The sequence below is a fragment of the Rhodanobacter sp. K2T2 genome (genome assembly GCF_013408815.1).
Classification (GTDB): Bacteria; Pseudomonadota; Gammaproteobacteria; order Xanthomonadales; family Rhodanobacteraceae; genus Rhodanobacter.
Window position 1 is genome coordinate 53,392 of sequence record NZ_JACCCA010000013.1, and the last position, 18,024, is coordinate 71,415.

The following is an 18,024-nucleotide window of genomic DNA, read 5'->3' on the forward strand; positions in this document are numbered from 1 at the left end:
TGAGCCTGCGTCGCTGCAGGTGCGGCACAGAAAAGCCCCGCAGCGAACCGCGGGGCTTTTTGATTTTATGGCCATGGATGGCCGGTAAACCGGAAATGCAGGAGCAATTTCCGGTTATGTCCATGGATACCCCGCCAAACCGGAAATGCAAAAGCCATTTCCGGCTCCTCGACCGAACAAACGCGTCAGAGGTTGTAGACGATATTGGTGGTGGTGAGCGTGTCGTTCTTGCGGATACCCGGCAGCACGTTGGTGTTGTGGCGCACCTGGAAACCGACCTTCACCGCCAGCTTCTTGGTCATGCTGACCGAGACACCGGCGTCATTCTGAAGATACGTGTTCTTGGAACCCGCTTCCGTCAGGAATGTATCTTCGAACGAGGTGTTGTCGGTGAGCTTGTGCTTGTAATTGACCAGGCCACGGGCGATCGCCTCGCTCTGCGTGCCGTTCGCTTCCTGCGGCACTTCAACACCATTGATCAGCGTGTCCTGAACCGCCGGGCGGTAGCGCTTGTAACCGGGACCGAGTTCAAACGACAGCTCGTTGGTGTCGTCCTTCAGCGCGATATAGCCGTAACCGACCGACACCACGCCCTGCCAGATATTGGCGCCGAAGTCGTCATGCTCGTAGCGCGCGGCCGTCACGATATAGCTGCGCGGATCGAGCTTGTAGCCGACCGAGGCGCCGCCGTCGTAGCGATTGGCGGTCTCGTTGAACTGCTCCACCGTGACGCCCGACGCGTTGGTCACCGCCTGCTGGCTTTTCGCGCGCAAGAAATCGACGTAGAAGTTGTTCTTCCACTGCTCGTTTTCCTGATTCAGGTTGAGCTTGCCGTTGACGTTCTGCGAGCGCGTGTTGCCCGTAGCGGAGGCAAAACCGAACTCGCCCGATCCGCTCCAGCCGCCGTTGTTGGCCGCATTGCTGGTGCTGTTGGCATCAGCCCCGGAAGCCGGTGCGGCATTGTCGGCCTGAGCGGCGAAACTTGCCATGGAAGCCAGCAAAACGCAGGCGATCAAGGTCTTTTTCATGGGTGATGATCCATTTGTTAAAGAATAGTGATTGGCTACCTTAACGGCCCGGATTGAACTTGAAATGAACAATCTGCTGCGCCGCAGCGGAGAACTTCATGATCCTGCGGCAATCGAGGCGGCGAATCAACGCCTTGAAGCGGCCGCGCGCGGCTGCAACCATGCTACAAACGCTGTCACTCCCGATACTTTCGATCAGGCACATGGACCGCTACGAACGCATATCCACCTTGCACCGACTGCTCAAGTCGGCGCATTACCCGATTCCCCTGGCCCGGCTGCGCGAGGAGCTCGAATGCTCGCGCGCTACGCTTTATCGCGATGTGGCGTTTCTGCGTGACGCGCTGGGCGCGCCGGTCGAAAGCGCCGGCGGCGACCAGGCCGCGTTTCGCTATGAAGTGGGCGAGGGCGAACGCTTCGAGTTGCCCGGCCTGTGGCTGACCTCGGACGAACTGTCCGCGCTGCTGGCGTTGAACGAACTGATCGATCGCTCCGGCACCGGCGTGCTGGCCGGCGCACTGACGCCGCTGCGCAAGCGCATCGAAGGCCTGCTGTCCAATCGCGAAGGCAACGACGAGCCACTGCCGATCGAGCGCATCCGGGTGATTCCGTGGGGCGAACGCAAGCTCAGCCAGCAGGTTTTCCGCATTGTCGCCGGCTCGGTGCTGAAGCGGCATCAGCTGCGCTTTCGCTATCGCGCGCGCACCACCAATACCGACAGCCGCCGCACCGTGTCGCCGCAGCGGCTGACCCACTATCGCGACAACTGGTATCTCGACGTGTGGGATCACGACCGCGAGGCACTGCGCAGTTTCGCCGTGGATCGCATCGTCGAACCGCAAGCGCTGGATGCTGCGGCTATCGACGTGGCCGAGAACGACCTCAACGAACTGCTGGCCTCCAGTTATGGCATCTTCGCGGGCAAGCCCAAGGCATGGGCCACGATCCGTTTTTCGCAGCATGCCGCGCGCTGGGTCGCCGACGAGCACTGGCATTCGCAGCAGCGCGGCGAGTGGCTGCCGGACGGTCGCTACGAGCTGCAGGTGCCCTACTCTAATTCGCGCGAGCTGCTGATGGACGTACTCAAGTACGGCCCCGACGCCGAGATCGTCTCTCCGCTGCCTCTGCGCGAAGAAATGAAGATCCTGCTGCAGCTGGCGATGAGCGGCTATCAGCCTAGCCTCTGATCGCAACACGCGGGAAAACCTAGATTCCCGCAGCGACTCTTGCGGCATGAATAGGTTGAAAGGCCACGGCAGCTTGCCGAGAATTTGTGGCGCGTCCATGCTTGTCAGACGCCGCATGCCGTCAGCGGGTGGCGGCCGCTCCGACCACAATTGAAAGCTGCGCATGACACACACCGATATCGCCGACCCTACCGCGCTGCCCGCGGCGCTTTCCGAATCACGCCGGCCCACCGTGGCGCTGGCCCTTGGTGCGGGAGGCGCAAAGGGGCTGGCGCACATCGGCGCGATTGAGGAAATCGAGGCGCAGGGTTTTGAGATCGTCGCCATCGCCGGCTGCTCGATGGGCGCACTGATCGGCGGCATCTACGCGATGGGCAAGCTCAACGTTTACCGCGACTGGGTCTCGACGCTGGCCAAGTTCGACGTGCTGAAGCTGCTCGACTGGACGTTTTCTGGCGGTGGTTTCATCAAGGGCGAGCGCATCATGGGCACGCTGCTAGAACTGATCGGCGACACCTGCATCGAGGAATTGCCGTTCCCCTTTACCGCCGTGGCCACCGACCTGGAGCGCGAGCGGGAGGTGTGGTTGACCCGTGGCTCGCTGTTCGATGCGATCCGCGCGTCGATTGCCATTCCCACCGTTTTTCGCCCCTATCACCTCAACGGGCGCGTGTTGGTCGACGGTGCGCTGCTGAATCCCGTACCGGTATCGCCGCTGATTCGCGAAACCGCGGACTATTTGATAGCGGTCAGCGTGGACGGCCCGGCCGAATTCACGCCGGTGGAAACGCCTGAGCTTGACGAGGCCACGACACCGGGCGCACGTCATCGTATCGGCGATTTCTTCAGTCGCCTCGTTCCCCACGGCGAAACCAAACCGCGCGAGCCCGGCGCGTTCGAATTGCTCAACCAGTCGATGGACCTGATGCAGGCCAATCTGTCTCGTCTGCGTATCGCCGCCTATGCACCCGACCTGCTGATCCAGATGCCGCGCAATGCGTCGACGGCTTACGAGTTTTACCGCGCCCGCGAGCTGATCGAACTGGGCCGCCAACGCGCCCGCGCCGCACTATCGATCTGGAAACCCGCTTCGCATCAGCCTCGCTGAGTGATTTCGGGCACTCAGAGCTCTTCGATATGGGTGACCTTGCCACGACGCATCAGCCAGGCCACACCGCGCAAATCGGCCAGACCCACCCATAGACGATCGAGCATGCCGTACTTGGATACACCGGCGGTGCGCGGGCGATGGCCCACCGGCACGCTTTGGCAGGCGAAGCCGGCACGCTTGACCAGCGCGGGCAGGTAGCGATGCATATGATCGAAGTAGGGCAGACGCAGAAAGACTTCGCGATCGAACAACTTCAGTCCGCAGCCGGTGTCCGGCGTGGCGTCCTTCAACATGCGCGAGCGCACCGCATTGGCGATCTTGGAGGAGATGCGCTTGTTGAAACTGTCGCGGCGCGTAGTGCGCCAGCCGGCGAACAGGCGCAAATCCGCCGACGCCTTGTCGCGCGCCGCCAGCAGCTTGGGAATGTCGGCCGGATCGTTCTGGCCGTCGCCATCGAGCGTGGCGATCCACGGCGACTTCGCCGCACGCACGCCGTTCCATACGGCGGTGCTCTGACCGCTGCGGATCACGTGATGCAACACGCGCAGCTCCGGATGAAGCGCCTTCTGCGCGGCCAGCACGGCGCGGCTGTCATCGGCGGAATCGTCGTCGACGTAGATCACTTCGTAATCGATCTGCCCGCGCAGGGCGGCAGCGATTTCGGCGAGCAGCGGCGGAATATTGTCGCGCTCGTTGAAGACGGGAACGACGACGGACAGTTGCGGCATGGGGAAGCCTTGTTGCGGGGACGGGGCGCGCAGGCGCTGGGCGGATTCTAGTGGGTGGGGGCGTTTGGAGAAAGAAAGGGGCGAGAAGCGAGAGGCGAGAAGCGAGGGCGCATCGGTGGCGTTCGTCGAATCGGTCAGTTGGCGATACGTTAGAAAACAGTTGCAAGAACCGCGATTTCTGCGTCTGCGATAGCTGCGATGGGGAAGGCTGGTCGCTTGTGCCGCCGCCAAGTTGTCTAGATTCGGGGCGTCACAGCATGAGTCTTTTCCACATTTTTCGTCGCATCCCGTCGGAGCGCCCTCGCTACTCGCCCCTCGCCCTCTTCCCTGCTCTATCCCTGCTTTACCGTATCTTGCCCAGAATCCCTTCCAGCTCGTCGTTGCTGTGGTAGTGGATGACCAGTTTGCCGCGCCCGCCGCGGCCCTGCGCCAGCTCGACGCGGGTGGCGAAGCGCTCGCCCAGCTCGCGTTCCAGATCGCCGATGTTCGGATCGCGCGCCGGGGCGGCTTTGGCCTTGCCCTTCGGCACGGTCTGGGCGCGCCGCGCGGCTTCTTCGAGTTCGCGCACGCTCCAGCCGTTGCGCGCGGCTTCCAGCGCCAGGCTTTCGGCCTGATGTTCGGGCAGGGTCAGCAGGCAGCGGGCGTGGCCCATGTCGAGCTTGCCTTCGTCGAGCAGTTTCTTGATCGAGGCGGGCAGTTCGGTGAGACGCAGCAGGTTGGATACCGACGCGCGCGAACGGCCGACCGCGTCGGCCGCCTGCTGATGGGTGAGGGCGAAGTCGTCGATCAGCCGCTTCAGCGCATCGGCTTCTTCCAGCGGAGTGAGGTCTTCGCGCTGAATGTTCTCGATCAGCGCCATCGCCGGCACCGAGGCCTCGGGCACGATTTTCACCAGCGCCGGCAGCTCGCTCAGCTGGGCGCGCTGCGCCGCACGCCAGCGGCGCTCGCCGGCGATCAGCTCGTAGCTGTCCTTGCCCAGCGCGCGCACCACCACGGGCTGGATCAGCCCCTGCGCCTTGATCGATGCGGCCAGTTCGTCCAGCGCCTCGTCGTTCCAATGCCGGCGCGGCTGATACTTGCCGGGCTGGATCTGCTGGATCGGCAGGATGCGCAGCTCGCCTTCCTGCCCGATCACCGACGGCGAGCCCTCGCCGTCACCATCGCCGCCGAGCAGGGCGTCGAGCCCGCGTCCGAGTCCACGTTTTTTTGCAGCAGCCATGCCTAGTCCTGTTGATTGGCCGCCGGCGCCTTCAGCGTCGGGCCGTTTTTGCTTGGGGCCGGTGGTTCGACCGCTTCGATATCGGCTTCCGCGTCGACGTTCGCGGCCGGCGGCAAGCCGCGTTCGCGCCGGATGATTTCGCCGGCCAGACCGATATAGGCGATCGCCCCGCGCGAGCTGCGGTCGTACAGATGGATCGGCTGACCATGGCTCGGCGCCTCGGCGAGGCGCACGTTGCGCGGAATGATCGAGCGCAACACCTTGTCGCCGAAGTGCTGGGTCAGCTGTGCGGAGACCTCGTTGCCGAGGTTGTTGCGCACGTCGTACATCGTGCGCAGCAGGCCTTCGATCTCGAGTTTCGGATTCAACCGGTGACGCACGGCCTTGACCGTATCGAGCAGACTGGACAGACCTTCCAGCGCGAAATATTCGCACTGCACCGGGATCAGCACGCCGTTGGCGGCGGTCAGCGCATTCAGCGTCAGCAGATTCAGCGACGGCGGGCAGTCGATCAAAATGGTGTCGTAGCTGCCGAGCACCTTGGCCAGGATTTCCTTCAGCCGGTGCTCGCGCGCCAGCGCATCCATCAGCTTCAGCTCGGCGGCGGTGACGTCGCCGTTGCCGGGCAGCAGGTCGTAGTGGGCGTCGGTGGGCACGATGGCGGCCGTGATCTCCGCTTCTTCCAGCAACACTTCGCACGCGTTCGGCTTGGCTTCGCGCTTGTTCACGCCCGACGCCATGGTGGCGTTGCCCTGTGGGTCCAGATCGACCAGCAGCACGCGACGTTTCGCCGCCGCCAAGGCGGCCGCGAGATTGACGGCAGTGGTGGTCTTGCCGACGCCGCCCTTCTGGTTGGCGACAGCGATGATGCGGGCCATGGATAGATAGCTACCGGACGCGTGAAGAGGGCTAGTGTAATGCGTCGACCCGACCGGTGCGCTGACGGCGCTCGGCGTGCTGCCCTAGCTCAAACGCCGATGCGCAGGCCGCTGGCGGGATCGAACAGGTGCAGGCGCTCGGCAGCCAGCCCCAGCGGCACCGTGCTGCCGGCCTCGGGCAAAGCGCGCGGCGACACGCGCGACACCAGCGCCTGGCTACCGTAGCGCAGGTTGAGAAAGATCTCATTGCCGACCGGTTCGAGCACTTCGAGCTGTGCGATCAACGCTGCCTCATCCGCTTCCACGGGCAGCAGGTCTTCCGGACGTATGCCCAGCACGATCTCGCGATCGCGCCATTCCTGCCAGCCCGCCGCCTGCGCCGGCCGGCCCAGCATCACCTCGCCGTGCTCGGTCACCACCGACCAGCCCCTGCCGAGAGTCAGCCTGCCGCGCAGCAGGTTCATGCCGGGACTGCCGACGAAGCCGGCTACGAACAAATTGGCCGGCCGGTCGTACAGATGCATCGGCGTGTCGATCTGCTGGATCACACCGCCGTCGAGCACCACGATGCGCTGGCCCAGGGTCATCGCCTCGATCTGGTCGTGCGTGACATAGATCATCGTGGCCTTGAGCTGGCGATGCAGCCGCGCGATCTCGACCCGCATGGTCAGGCGCAGCTTGGCATCCAGATTGGACAGCGGCTCATCCAGCAGAAACACCTTCGGATCGCGCACCAGCGCCCGACCGAGCGCCACGCGCTGGCGCTGACCGCCGGACAATGCACCTGGCCGCGATGCCAGCCGCGGCTCCAGTTCCAGCGTCTTGGCGGCCTCACGCACGCGGCGGTCGATCTCGCCTTTGGACTGGCCGCGCAGCTTCAGGCCGAAGGCCAGGTTTTCCGCTACGGTCATATGCGGATACAGCGCGTAGTTCTGGAACACCATCGCGATATCGCGATCCTTCGGTTCCACGTCGTTCACCACGCGACCGTCGATGCTCAGCGTACCGCCGCTGATCGACTCCAGCCCAGCAATCATCCGCAACAACGTGGTCTTGCCGCAGCCCGATGGCCCGACCAGCACCAGCAGCTCGCCATCGGCGATATCGAAACTCGCGCCGGCGACGCCGACGTGGCCGCCGGGGTAAACCTTGCGCAGTTGATCCAGACGAACGGTGGCCATCGGCATTTCCTGTGCGGTCGGCCACAAAGGCCAGCATTCGGCGTGTGAAGGTGTCTGCACATCGGCGAAACATTCGGCTATTCTGCCTACGTAATCGTTTACATCAAGCCTTAATCACCCGTTTTCATCTGCAGGAAGCTCCATGACCGGTCGTTTTCGTTTTCCCGAGGGTTTTCACTGGGGTGCCGCCACGTCGGCCTACCAGATCGAAGGTTCACCGCTGGCCGATGGCGCCGGCCCCAGCATCTGGCAGCGTTTTGCGCATACGCCAGGCATGATGTCCAACGGCGATACGGGCGACGTCGCCTGCGATCACTACAACCGCTACAAGGACGACGTGCAGCTGATGCGCGCGCTGGGCCTGCAAGGCTATCGTTTCAGCATTAACTGGGCGCGCGTGCTGCCCGAGGGCACCGGCAGGGTCAACGCCAAGGGCCTGGGTTTTTATTCGCGACTGGTCGACGAACTGCTGGAAAACGGCATCGTGCCGAACGCCACGCTGTTCCACTGGGACCTGCCGGCGGCGCTTGACGATCGTGGCGGCTGGCTCAACCGCGACGTCGCGCACTGGTTTGCCGATTACGCCGAAGTGATGTTCAAGGCGCTCGGCGATCGCGTGCCGCGCTGGGCCACGCTCAACGAGCCCTGGGTCGTCACCGACGGCGGCTACCTGCACGGCGCGCTGGCGCCCGGACACCGCAGCAAGTACGAGGCGCCGATCGCCGCGCACAATCTGATGCGCGCCAGCGGCGCCGGCATCCAGGCATATCGCGCGCACGGCAAGCACGAGATCGGCGTGGTGTTCAACATCGAGCCCAAGTACCCCGCCTCGGACAGCGCCGAGGATCTCGCCGCGACCAAGCGCGCCCACGCCTATATGAACAAGCAGTTTGCCGACCCGGCGCTGCTCGGCAGCTATCCGCCTGAGCTGAAGGAAATCTTCGGCGATGCGTGGCCGGATTTTCCGGAAGACGACTTCAAGCTGACGAATCAGAAGGTCGATTTTGTCGGCATCAACTATTACACCCGCGCCGTGGTCAAACACGACGCCGACGCGTATCCGCTGAAGGCCGTGCCGGTGCGCCAGCCCAACAAGACCTACACGGAAACCGGCTGGGAAGTGTTCGAGCAGGGCCTGACCGACACGCTCACCTGGTTCAAGCACCGCTACGGCGACATTCCGCTGTACATCACCGAAAACGGCTCGGCTTTCTACGATCCACCGGTGGCGGAGAACGGTGTGCTGGACGACCCGCTGCGCACCAACTATCTACGCAAGCACCTCGGCGCCATGCACAAGGCGATCGAGGCGGGCGTCAATATCAAGGGTTATTACGCCTGGTCGCTGATGGACAACCTCGAATGGTCGCTGGGCTTCTCCAAGCGCTTCGGGCTCTACCACGTCGACTTCGCCACGCAGAAGCGCACGGCGAAGGCGACGGCCAAACTCTACGCCCAGGTGATCGGGAGCAACGGCGCCGTGCTGGACGAACAGGGGTAAATCCACGAAGGTCAGGTTGCGCGACACGCCACCTGACCTTCCGGCACCCTGCAATCAGGCCCTGCCGAGCACCACGAGACGGCGCTCGGCATCCAGCCCCGGTACCGTCAGCACATGCGTTTCCCGCACGGCGAAACCGGACGGCACGCCCGACAGTTCGTCCTCCGACAGCTTGCCCTTCATGGCCAGCCAGATGCCGTCGGGCGCCAGCAGGTGTCCGCCCCAACCGAGCATGTCGGCGAAGCTGGCGAAGGCGCGCGCGGTGACGCAGTCAAACTGGCCTTGCACGTCTTCCACGCGCGACTGTACGGCGCGCACGCCGTCGAGCTTCAGCGCGCGGATCGCCTCGCGCAAAAAACGCACCTTCTTGCCGTTGGAATCGACCAGCAGCATCTCCCGGCCCGGCGCCGCAATCGCCAGCACGATGCCGGGCAACCCGGGGCCGGTGCCCAGATCCGCCAGGGTGGCGCCGCGCACATAGGGCAGAATCGCCAGCGAATCGAGCAGGTGGCGGGTAATCATCTCGCCCGCGTCGCGTACGGCGGTGAGGTTATAGGCGCCGTTCCAGCGCTCCAGCAGTACCTGATAATCCAGCAAGCGCGACACGGCCTCTGCCGGCAGGCCAAGCCCCAACTCGGCGATGCCGCGTACCAGTTGGGTCTGCAAGAGGTCGCGCGCGGTCATCCGGATTCCTGGTAGCTTGGCGTAAGAGAGCAGTATCTCCGGCAACGACCGGCAATGCCAAAGCGCGTGCCAAGAAACTATGCAAAAGAAAACCCGCCGCAGCGGGTTTCGGTTTGCCAGTCGTGCGAGCAACTCGGCCTATTTGACGCCAGTCGAGCGGCGCAATGGGCTCAGGCCGCGTCCAGTTCGACCCGCGTCACCATCATGCCGCGCTCGCGCAGGCTCTGGTTGAGCAGCTGCTTCATATGCGAGCCGAGCACGCGGCGATCGGCATGCGCCACATCGCGCTCGGTGCACAGCGCCTCGTGAGCGCCGCGAAGAATCAGCTGGTCGACTTGGCCGAATACCGCATCGGCGCGCTCCGGCTCCAGCACCTGCCAGTAAACCGTGCCGCTGACGTCGCGATCGTCCGCCATCGGCTCTTCGAATCGCAGTACCTGGCCGGAGAGGTTGATCTTGTTGGCGATGCGCTCCACCAGCGGCAGCACCACGTGCACACCCGGCTGCAGCAGCCGCGCCGGCTTGCCCTGGCGATAGAGGCTGTAGACCTGACCCGCAGGCACGCGCTTGACGGCGCTGACGAACAGCGCGGCGAAGAACAGGGCGATAACGATGAGCGAGATGAACATAATGTTTCAGAAACAGCGACTTAATCGCTTTATGGTGAATGTTTGCAGGAAGTTGATGGTACAGGCGCTTGAGCGGTCAAATATTAACCTTGATTTAACGGCATCTGCAAAACTTTAACAAGTCCTTCTTTTTGCGTGGACATAACCCTCGGCGATCAATCAGCGGCCGGCTTGATCCAAGTAGCAGGCAACAAATACGCACCCCCTTCAACGCCACCCATCACCGACAGCCATATCGCTTTCTCCAAACGCTTTCCGTTCAGCGCGGGTGCGTGCGTGATCGTCTCCATCTACTTAAACGTCTGCTGGCGCCAAAACTTTAGCGAGGACACTGAGCGTGTGACGATGCAAAAGTCACCCATCGCCCGATCCCGAGACCCGACGGTGTCAGCGCCTGATGTTGCGGAGCCGCACTGGTTTTTTCGACGCTCAAACGTAATATTTAGCGCCAATTAGGCGTTTTCCGATTCGGCACGCTCGGCATCCCGAAAACCCTTTTGCGCTGCAACAAATATTTGTTTTGCAAACACTTTACAAGCAGCCATGAAAACGTTTACGTTCCCGCCACTGGGGGATTCCGGGGGTTAGCGAAGCTTGTCATGGCAACCATCACAATCAAGGATGTAGCGCGCGAAGCCAACGTGTCGGTGGCTTCGGTGTCGCGTGCGCTGAACGGCGGCAGCGGCGTCACCGCCGAAACCGGCCAGCGTATTCGCGACGTGGCCCTGCGCCTGCGCTATATCCCGCACGCCGCGGCGCGCATGCTGATCACCCGTCGCACCAACACCATCGGCGCCCTGCTTCCGGATTTATACGGCGAATTCTTTTCCGAATTGATTCGCGGCATCGATCTGGCCGCCCGCGCGCACGGCTTGCATCTGCTGGTTTCCAGCTCCCACGACAGTTCCGAGGACGCCGCCGCGGCCCTGCGCGCCATGCAGGGCCGCGTCGACGGCATGCTGATCATGTCCGCGCACGTCGACGACGCATTCCTGCGCGCCAATCTGCCCGAGGATCTGCCGACCGTACTGATCAACAGCCCGGTGCAAGATGAGGCCTACCGCGTCATCAACGTCGACAATTACGCTGGCGCGCGCGCGATGACCAAGCATCTGATCGACACCGGTCACCAGGACATTGCGTTTATTGCCGGCCCAGAGAACAACTTCGACGCACAGCAGCGCGAGAACGGCTATCGCGCGGCGATGGCCAAGTACGCGTCCAAGGTCGAACCCGTTGTCGTCGCCGGCGACTTCACCGAGGAAGCCGGCTTTCGCGCCGGTGAAGCACTGCTAGCTCGGAAGAAGCGACCGAATGCAGTATTCGCGGCCAACGACATGATGGCGGTCGGTTGCATGCACGCATTCCGCGAAGCCGGTGTCTGTGTACCCCAAGACATCGCTTTGGCCGGCTTCGACGATATTCCGGTCGCCCGTTATGTCGCGCCGCCCCTCAGCACGGTGCGCGTGCGCATCGTCGACCTCGGACGCAGCGCGCTCGAGGCTGTGGCGAGCATGCTGGAAAACCCCGATCACCAAGTCACAGCCGGACCGACCTTCGGCTGCGAAATCGTTGTGCGCGAAACCTGCGGTGCCAGTAGCGCCCCAGCGTCCCACGAATAAAGTCCGAATTAGCACGTCACATTGCCCGGGGAGGGGAATCATGAAAACGTCAACGCGCTTCAAGAAGAAATTGCTCGCCAGTCTGATCACGGCATCGGTTACCGCGATCGCGGCGGGTGTACCCAGTATGTCGGTCGCGGCGAGTGCCGATGCCAACCTTCGAGGACATGCCGCTCCTGGAGCCGTGATAACGGCCAAGCAGATTTCCACCGGTGCCGTTCGTCGCACCAAGGCCGACACGGACGGCAGCTATGCGCTGGTCGGCTTGCCGCCGGGCACGTATCAGGTCGATGCCGGTCCGGGAACCGAAAGAACCGTCACGCTGAGCGTAGCCTCCACCGCGTCTCTCGACCTGCTTGCGGCGGCCGCCAACGCACCATCGACCGCCAACGCCACCAACCTCAACGGCGTCACCGTGTCGGCCACCGATCTGCGCGAAGTCAAAACGTCGGAAGTCGGCACCACGGTCTCGCTGCATCAGATCAACACCACGCCGCAAGCCTCGCGCAACTTCCTCGAGTTTGCCGACGTCGTGCCGGGTATGGTTTTCACCCGGAGCGCCGATGGCACCACCAGCCTACGCGCCGGTGCTCAGGCGACATCGGCCATCAACGTGTATATCGACGGCGTCGGCCAGAAGAACTACGTGCTGTCGGGCGGCGTCACCGGCCAGAACAACAGCCAGGGCAATCCGTTCCCGCAACTTGCCGTCGGCGAATACAAGGTCATTACCTCCAACTACAAGGCGGAATACGACCAGATATCGAGCGCCGCCGTGACCGCCGAAACCAAGTCCGGCACCAATGAATTCCACGGCGATGTGCTGGGCAGTTTCACCAACACGGCCATGCGTGCGGAAACGCCCGCCGAACAGGCCGCCGACAAGAAAACGTCGTCGCATGAAAAGGATTATGGATTCGATCTGGGCGGTCCGATTGCGAAGGACCTGGCGCACTTCTTCATTGCTTACGAAGGCAAGGAATTCGATAGCCCGACGACCGTCGTCCCGGCCGGTGACGCTTCTTACATCAGCCAGCTGCCCACAAGCGTGCAGAGCCTGCTGGGCCCAGCCAGCCTGCCGTTCAAGGAAAACGACTGGTTCGGCAAGATAGACTTCGAGCCGACCGACCGCGATCGTTTCGAAATAAGCGGCAAATATCGCGATGAAAGCGCGATCAGCGGCATTGGTGGGCCTATCGCTGCCACCGCCGCACTCAATACCAAGAACTTCGACAAACGCTTCGATATCCGCTGGGATCACAGCACGGACAGCTGGTTCAACCGTTTGCAGGCAACCTACGAAAATGCTTTCTACACGCCAACGCCTGTGTTTACCGGTGACGGCAGCGCCTACGTCGAGCAGCAGAACCAGAACCAGACCATTCTGACTACCGGCAACTCGCCGCTGTCCCAGCAGAACAAGGGTCAGAAAGGTCCGGCGCTGCAGGACGACCTGACCTTCAACGACTTCGAATGGCATGGCGACCACGTCATCAAGATGGGCGTGAAGTACAAGGAGGCGAAGCTCACCGCACAAGACGCTGGCGACACGAACGCGCTCTACAGCTACGCCGTCAGCCAGAACAATGGCACCGAGAGCATTCCGTATCAGGTGCAGTTCGGCTCGCCTACACCGGGCTTGAGCCCGGTGGCGAGAAGCTCGGACAAACAGTTCGGTACGTATATCCAGGACGACTGGGCGGTCAACGACAAGCTGACCTTGAACCTCGGCATCCGCTGGGATTACGAGAAAACGCCGTCGTACCTCAACTACGTCACGCCGCAAAATGTCATCGACGCCTTCAACAGCCAGGATCCCAACGCGCCGCCGGGCCAGACCTATGCCCAGACGCTGGCTAAAGGCGGCGTCAATGTAAACGATTACATCAGTACGGGTCACAACCGCAGCGCGCCGAAGAACGAGTTCCAGCCAAGGCTGGGCTTCTCCTACGACCTCAACGGCGACGAGGCGCACGTGATCTTTGGCGGCATCGGCCGCTCTTACGACCGCGACCTGTACGAGGCTTTGCAGGTCGAACAGACCAAGTCGGTCCTGTCGCAGCCAACGCTGCTTTTCAATACACCCGACAAACCCTGCGTCGTGGGGCAGAACTCCTGCTACGCGTGGGATCCGAAGTACTACCAGATTCCCAATCTGCAGGCGCTCGTGGCAGGCAGCACCTCCGGCAAGGAAGTCGATCTGATCACCAACAACCTGAAGGCGCCGTATTCCGACCAGCTCAGTCTCGGCATGCGCAACAAGCTGGGCGACTGGAATACCAGCGCCGCGGTGGCCTATGTGCACAGCCACGATGGTTTGGTCTACACGCTCGGCAACCGCTATCCGGACGGCGCTTTCTGGCAGAACGGCAGCCAGCCCTGGGGCAACGGTATTCCCGGTTTCGGCAGCCTGATCATCGGCAACAACGGCTTGGTCACTAAGACCACTCAGGTACTGCTGTCAGCCGAAAAACCGTACACCCACGAATCCGGCTGGGGCGCGACCATTGCCTACACCTACACCCATGCGCTGCAGAACAACGACAACAACTCGCCGGACGACCAGTACGCATTCGATTACGAGACGATCGGCAACTACCCGTATACCGGCTCGGGCGTTTCCAAACATCGCCTGGTCGCCACCGGGACCATCGACGGCCCCTGGGGCTTCGTGTTCGGCTCCAAGCTGACGCTTTCCACGCCAGTACCCGATCTCAACCTGGCTTGCTACGGGGCCGCTGCCACCAATCAAGATGCCAACGGTATCAACGGTGCGGGCTGTCGGTCGGTGTCGTTTGCTCCGGCGGCCACCGGCCGCTTTCTGATCGGTGGAAAGTTCTTCGGCTATCGCGACATCGATTTTCAGGCAACGAAGAATTTTACCTTCTACGGCGGCCTGGGTGGCTACGTCCGGCTGGACCTGATCAACGCGTTCAACTGGGACAACTACACCGACTATATTGAAACCTTCGGCGCCAACGGCGTGCTCAACAAGGTACGCGTTTCGTACAACCCGACCGGCGAAATCACCGGCTACACGCGCACGCTGAAAGTATCCGTAGGCATCAACTTCTAGGCTTGCCCTGTAGGCTCCGTGCCGGCAACGGCACGCGGGCCTCGACCCGAGCCCGCGACGTGCGGGCTTTGTTTTTTGCGACACGATGAGCGCTTTTCGATGACAGCTGACCGCATCAAAAACATTCTTATCGTCGGTGGCGGCACGGCCGGCTGGATGGCTGCATCTGCGATGGCCAAGGTACTTGGCCCCGGTTATTCGATACGCCTGATCGAGTCGGAAGAGATCGGCATCGTCGGCGTGGGTGAGGCGACAGTGCCGCATCTGAAGCTGTTCAACGACCTGCTCGGCATCGACGACATCGAGTTCGTCAAACAGACCCAGGGCACGTTCAAGCTCGGCATCCAGTTCAATGACTGGGGTCAGCTGGGCGACTCGTATATTCATGGCTTCGGCAGCATCGGCCACGACATCAGCCTGCTGCCTTTTCATCAGTTCTGGATCAAGGCCCGTCAGTTGGGTCTCGCGACCGACATCGGCGCGTATTCGATCAATACCGTAGCGGCGCCGCGCGGCAAGTTCATGCCGTCGGCGACGGACGTTCCCGCCGGTTCGCCGCTGGCGGATATCGCGTACGCCTATCACTTCGACGCCGGGCTGTACGCCAAATTTCTGCGCGGCTACGCCGAGCGCATCGGCGTGACGCGCACCGAGGGCAAGATCGCGCAGACGCGCCTCCGTGCGGACGACGGCTTTGTCGAATCCGTTGTTCTGGAAAGCGGCGAAACCATCGAGGCCGATCTTTTCATCGACTGCTCGGGCTTTCGCGGGTTGCTGATCGAACAGGCGCTGCATACCGGCTATATCGATTTCACCCACTGGCTGCCGTGCGATCGGGCGCTCGCAGTACCCTGCGAAAAGGTCGGGCCGCCCACGCCGTATACGCGCTCGACCGCGCGCGCGGCCGGCTGGCAGTGGCGCATTCCGCTGCAGCACCGTACCGGCAACGGCTACGTTTACTCCAGCGCACACCTCAGCGACGACGAGGCGGCCGCCACGCTGCTGAAGCATCTCGACGGTCGCCCACTGGCCGAACCGCGACCGCTGCGCTTTACCACCGGCATGCGCCGCAAGGGCTGGAACAAGAACGTGGTCGCACTCGGCCTGGCCAGTGGGTTCATGGAACCGCTGGAATCGACCAGCATCTATCTGATCCAGTCCGGCATCACCCGTCTGCTGAGCCTGTTTCCGCAGCGCGATTGCAGCACGGTTCTGGCCGACCGCTACAACGCACAAACAGCCTTCGAGTTCGAGCGCATCCGCGATTTTCTGATCCTGCACTACTGCGCGACCCAGCGCGACGACACGGCGTTCTGGAACGACTGCCGCACCCTGTCGATTCCTGAATCGCTGCGGGAAAACATGCGCTTGTTCGAGGATAGCGGGCGCTTCTATCGCAACGCCGAAGAGATGTTCGCCAGCGTGAGCTGGGTGCAGGTGATGATCGGCCAAGGGATCGTGCCACAGGGCTATCACCCGATGGTCGATCAGATGCCGCAGGACGACCTGCAGAAATTCATGGCCAGCGTGGGTCACGTGATCTCCAGCTGCGTCGATGCGATGCCGATGCATCAGGCGTTTATCGACCGGCATTGCGCCGCGCCAAAGGTGACTTTCTAACGGCAGCCGACATGTTCTCCGCGGTCCAGCGCGATTGCCTGGCCGCACATTCCCCTTCACCGCAACAACATCGAGCCTTTTGACGATGGCAAAAAAACTGCTTCGCACCCTCGCTACCAAACTTTTTGTCTCGCTTCTCGTCGTCGGCGTCGGCGGTGTCTCTGCGCTATCTGCCAGAGACGTCCCCACTGGCTACGCTGCGTTGGCAAAGCCGCAGCAGGCGATGGTGGCGGATATCGAAAAACGCAGCTTCGACTGGTTCTGGCAGAGCGCCAACCCCGTCAACGGCCTGATACCGGACCACTACCCGGCGGATTCGTTTGCCAGCATCGCGTCGGTCGGCTTTGGCCTGACCGCGTACGGCATCGGTGTGGAGCGCGGCTACATCACGCGCGACCAGGCGATCGATCGAACCCTGGCCACGCTGCACTTTTTCAAGGAAGCGCCGCAGAACGACAGCGAGGACGATGCCACCGGCTACCACGGCTTTTTCTATCACTTCCTCAATATGCAGACCGGCAAACGCGAGGCGCGCTGGGTCGAAGTATCCACCGTGGATACCTCGCTGCTGCTCGGCGGCATCCTGTTCGCGCAGTCGTATTACGACCGCGACACGCCGAAGGAAAAGGAAATCCGTCAGCTGGCCGACGCCATTTATCGCGGCGTCGACTGGACCTGGGCACAGCCTCGCGCGCCACTGATCAATATGGGCTGGACGCCCGGCGGCAAGTTCATACCGCACGACTGGGAGGGCTACAACGAAGGCATGCTGATCTACGTGTTGGCGCTGGGCTCGCCGACGCATGCCGTGGGCAGCGATGCGTGGGCGGCGTGGACGTCCACCTACGATCGTCAGTGGGGCAAGTTTCAGGGGCAGCAGCTGCTGAACTTCGCGCCGCTGTTCGGCCACCAGTACAGCCAGTCGTGGATCGATTTTCGCGGCATCCGCGATGCGTGGAACCGCCAGCACGATCTGGACTATTTCGAGAACAGCCGCCGCGCGGCCTACTCGCAGCAGGCGTATGCGATCGCCAACCCGGGCCATTGGAACGACTACGGCAAAAACATCTGGGGCCTGACCGCCAGCAACGGCCCCGGCGGTTTCGTAGTGAAGGATGCCGGCGGCGAGCGCACGTATTACGGCTACACCGCACGCGGTGCGGGGATGGATTACATCAGCGACGACGGCACCATCGCACCGACAGCCGCGGCCGGCTCGATCGCCTTTGCACCGGAAATCGTGGTGCCCGCACTGCAGGAAATGCAGCGCCGCTACGGCAAGCGCGTGTACAACCGATTCGGCTTCGTCGACGCGTTCAACCCTACCTTCCACACCAAAACCGAGACGCGCACCGGTCAGCTGCTGCCAGGCCAGGGCTGGTTTGACACCGAACAGCTGGGTATCGACCAGGGTCCGATCGTGCTGATGAGCGAGAACTGGCGCAGCGGTTTTGTCTGGCGGGTGATGCGGAAGAACCCCTATATCCGCAAGGGGCTCGAGCGCGCCGGCTTCACCGGCGGCTGGCTGGATGCGGAGAAGGCAGCGCCGTGAATCGCCTT

General features: G+C 62.6%; 15 protein-coding genes. 7 read left to right on the plus strand and 8 right to left on the minus strand.

Translation table 11 applies throughout. From position 1 onward, the window contains the following. Positions 1-185: 185 nt before the first annotated feature. Together HDE78_RS17980 and HDE78_RS21140 are read right to left on the minus strand one after the other, a co-directional pair. Positions 186-1,028 carry a DUF481 domain-containing protein gene (locus HDE78_RS17980; protein ID WP_179482047.1) on the minus strand — a complete coding sequence of 281 codons (843 nt, stop codon included), beginning with the start codon at positions 1,026-1,028 and terminating at the stop codon, positions 186-188. Positions 1,029-1,068: 40 nt separating this feature from the next. After that, a complete protein-coding gene (locus HDE78_RS21140; protein WP_255457886.1) occupies positions 1,069-1,191 on the minus strand; it encodes a hypothetical protein in 123 nt (40 codons plus the stop codon). Between the two features lie 40 nt (positions 1,192-1,231). Between HDE78_RS21140 and HDE78_RS17985 the strand changes: the two genes are divergently transcribed. Together HDE78_RS17985 and HDE78_RS17990 are read left to right on the plus strand one after the other, a co-directional pair. Further along, complete coding sequence (locus tag HDE78_RS17985; RefSeq protein ID WP_179482049.1) at positions 1,232-2,215, plus strand: YafY family protein; 984 nt, start codon at positions 1,232-1,234, stop codon at positions 2,213-2,215. Positions 2,216-2,378: 163 nt separating this feature from the next. After that, positions 2,379-3,323: a patatin-like phospholipase family protein gene (locus HDE78_RS17990; RefSeq protein WP_179482051.1), complete on the plus strand. Its 945-nt coding sequence runs from the start codon at positions 2,379-2,381 to the stop codon at positions 3,321-3,323. A 14-nt stretch (positions 3,324-3,337) separates the two neighbouring features. Here the strand turns inward: HDE78_RS17990 and HDE78_RS17995 are convergent, their stop codons facing one another. The 4 genes from HDE78_RS17995 to ugpC all read right to left on the minus strand — a co-directional run bounded on the left by HDE78_RS17995 (position 3,338) and on the right by ugpC (position 7,332). After that, positions 3,338-4,054: a glycosyltransferase gene (locus tag HDE78_RS17995; RefSeq protein WP_179482052.1), complete on the minus strand. Its 717-nt coding sequence runs from the start codon at positions 4,052-4,054 to the stop codon at positions 3,338-3,340. Positions 4,055-4,397: 343 nt separating this feature from the next. Beyond that, positions 4,398-5,273, minus strand: coding sequence for a ParB/RepB/Spo0J family partition protein (locus HDE78_RS18000; RefSeq protein WP_179482054.1), 876 nt, complete (start codon positions 5,271-5,273; stop codon positions 4,398-4,400). A 2-nt stretch (positions 5,274-5,275) separates the two neighbouring features. Then, complete coding sequence (locus tag HDE78_RS18005; protein ID WP_179482056.1) at positions 5,276-6,151, minus strand: ParA family protein; 876 nt, start codon at positions 6,149-6,151, stop codon at positions 5,276-5,278. Positions 6,152-6,240: 89 nt separating this feature from the next. Continuing rightward, complete coding sequence (gene ugpC, locus HDE78_RS18010; RefSeq protein WP_179482058.1) at positions 6,241-7,332, minus strand: sn-glycerol-3-phosphate ABC transporter ATP-binding protein UgpC; 1,092 nt, start codon at positions 7,330-7,332, stop codon at positions 6,241-6,243. 142 nt (positions 7,333-7,474) lie between these two features. On the opposite strand from ugpC, the gene HDE78_RS18015 reads away from it, so the two are divergent. Further along, positions 7,475-8,833 carry a GH1 family beta-glucosidase gene (locus HDE78_RS18015; RefSeq protein WP_179482060.1) on the plus strand — a complete coding sequence of 453 codons (1,359 nt, stop codon included), beginning with the start codon at positions 7,475-7,477 and terminating at the stop codon, positions 8,831-8,833. A 54-nt stretch (positions 8,834-8,887) separates the two neighbouring features. Here the strand turns inward: HDE78_RS18015 and rsmG are convergent, their stop codons facing one another. Both rsmG and HDE78_RS18025 read right to left on the minus strand, forming a co-directional pair. After that, positions 8,888-9,517 (minus strand): 16S rRNA (guanine(527)-N(7))-methyltransferase RsmG, encoded by a 630-nt coding sequence (rsmG, locus tag HDE78_RS18020; RefSeq protein ID WP_179482062.1) that lies wholly within the window; start codon positions 9,515-9,517, stop codon positions 8,888-8,890. Positions 9,518-9,687: 170 nt separating this feature from the next. Further along, positions 9,688-10,146 carry an SPFH domain-containing protein gene (locus HDE78_RS18025; protein ID WP_179482064.1) on the minus strand — a complete coding sequence of 153 codons (459 nt, stop codon included), beginning with the start codon at positions 10,144-10,146 and terminating at the stop codon, positions 9,688-9,690. Between the two features lie 599 nt (positions 10,147-10,745). Here HDE78_RS18025 and HDE78_RS18030 point away from each other — a divergent pair. From HDE78_RS18030 to HDE78_RS18045, 4 genes are all read left to right on the plus strand, one after another. Then, positions 10,746-11,768 (plus strand): LacI family DNA-binding transcriptional regulator, encoded by a 1,023-nt coding sequence (locus HDE78_RS18030; RefSeq protein ID WP_179482066.1) that lies wholly within the window; start codon positions 10,746-10,748, stop codon positions 11,766-11,768. Between the two features lie 40 nt (positions 11,769-11,808). Then, complete coding sequence (locus tag HDE78_RS18035) at positions 11,809-14,844, plus strand: TonB-dependent receptor (protein WP_179482068.1); 3,036 nt, start codon at positions 11,809-11,811, stop codon at positions 14,842-14,844. 99 nt (positions 14,845-14,943) lie between these two features. Then, positions 14,944-16,464, plus strand: coding sequence for a tryptophan halogenase family protein (locus HDE78_RS18040; protein WP_179482070.1), 1,521 nt, complete (start codon positions 14,944-14,946; stop codon positions 16,462-16,464). A 202-nt stretch (positions 16,465-16,666) separates the two neighbouring features. Beyond that, on the plus strand, positions 16,667-18,016 hold the full coding sequence (locus HDE78_RS18045; protein ID WP_255457887.1) for a glucoamylase family protein: 1,350 nt from the start codon (positions 16,667-16,669) through the stop codon (positions 18,014-18,016). Positions 18,017-18,024 lie beyond the last annotated feature (8 nt).

Coding starts and splice junctions, on each gene's coding strand:
- HDE78_RS21140 (WP_255457886.1), bottom strand. CDS start 1,191: ATGGTTGCAGCCGCGCGCGGCCGCTTCAAGGCGTTGATTCGCCGCCTC.
- HDE78_RS17985 (WP_179482049.1), top strand. CDS start 1,232: ATGGACCGCTACGAACGCATATCCACCTTGCACCGACTGCTCAAGTCG.
- HDE78_RS18025 (WP_179482064.1), bottom strand. CDS start 10,146: ATGTTCATCTCGCTCATCGTTATCGCCCTGTTCTTCGCCGCGCTGTTC.
- ugpC (WP_179482058.1), bottom strand. CDS start 7,332: ATGGCCACCGTTCGTCTGGATCAACTGCGCAAGGTTTACCCCGGCGGC.
- HDE78_RS18005 (WP_179482056.1), bottom strand. CDS start 6,151: ATGGCCCGCATCATCGCTGTCGCCAACCAGAAGGGCGGCGTCGGCAAG.
- rsmG (WP_179482062.1), bottom strand. CDS start 9,517: ATGACCGCGCGCGACCTCTTGCAGACCCAACTGGTACGCGGCATCGCC.
- HDE78_RS18000 (WP_179482054.1), bottom strand. CDS start 5,273: ATGGCTGCTGCAAAAAAACGTGGACTCGGACGCGGGCTCGACGCCCTG.
- HDE78_RS18030 (WP_179482066.1), top strand. CDS start 10,746: ATGGCAACCATCACAATCAAGGATGTAGCGCGCGAAGCCAACGTGTCG.
- HDE78_RS17980 (WP_179482047.1), bottom strand. CDS start 1,028: ATGAAAAAGACCTTGATCGCCTGCGTTTTGCTGGCTTCCATGGCAAGT.
- HDE78_RS17995 (WP_179482052.1), bottom strand. CDS start 4,054: ATGCCGCAACTGTCCGTCGTCGTTCCCGTCTTCAACGAGCGCGACAAT.
- HDE78_RS18015 (WP_179482060.1), top strand. CDS start 7,475: ATGACCGGTCGTTTTCGTTTTCCCGAGGGTTTTCACTGGGGTGCCGCC.
- HDE78_RS17990 (WP_179482051.1), top strand. CDS start 2,379: ATGACACACACCGATATCGCCGACCCTACCGCGCTGCCCGCGGCGCTT.
- HDE78_RS18040 (WP_179482070.1), top strand. CDS start 14,944: ATGACAGCTGACCGCATCAAAAACATTCTTATCGTCGGTGGCGGCACG.
- HDE78_RS18035 (WP_179482068.1), top strand. CDS start 11,809: ATGAAAACGTCAACGCGCTTCAAGAAGAAATTGCTCGCCAGTCTGATC.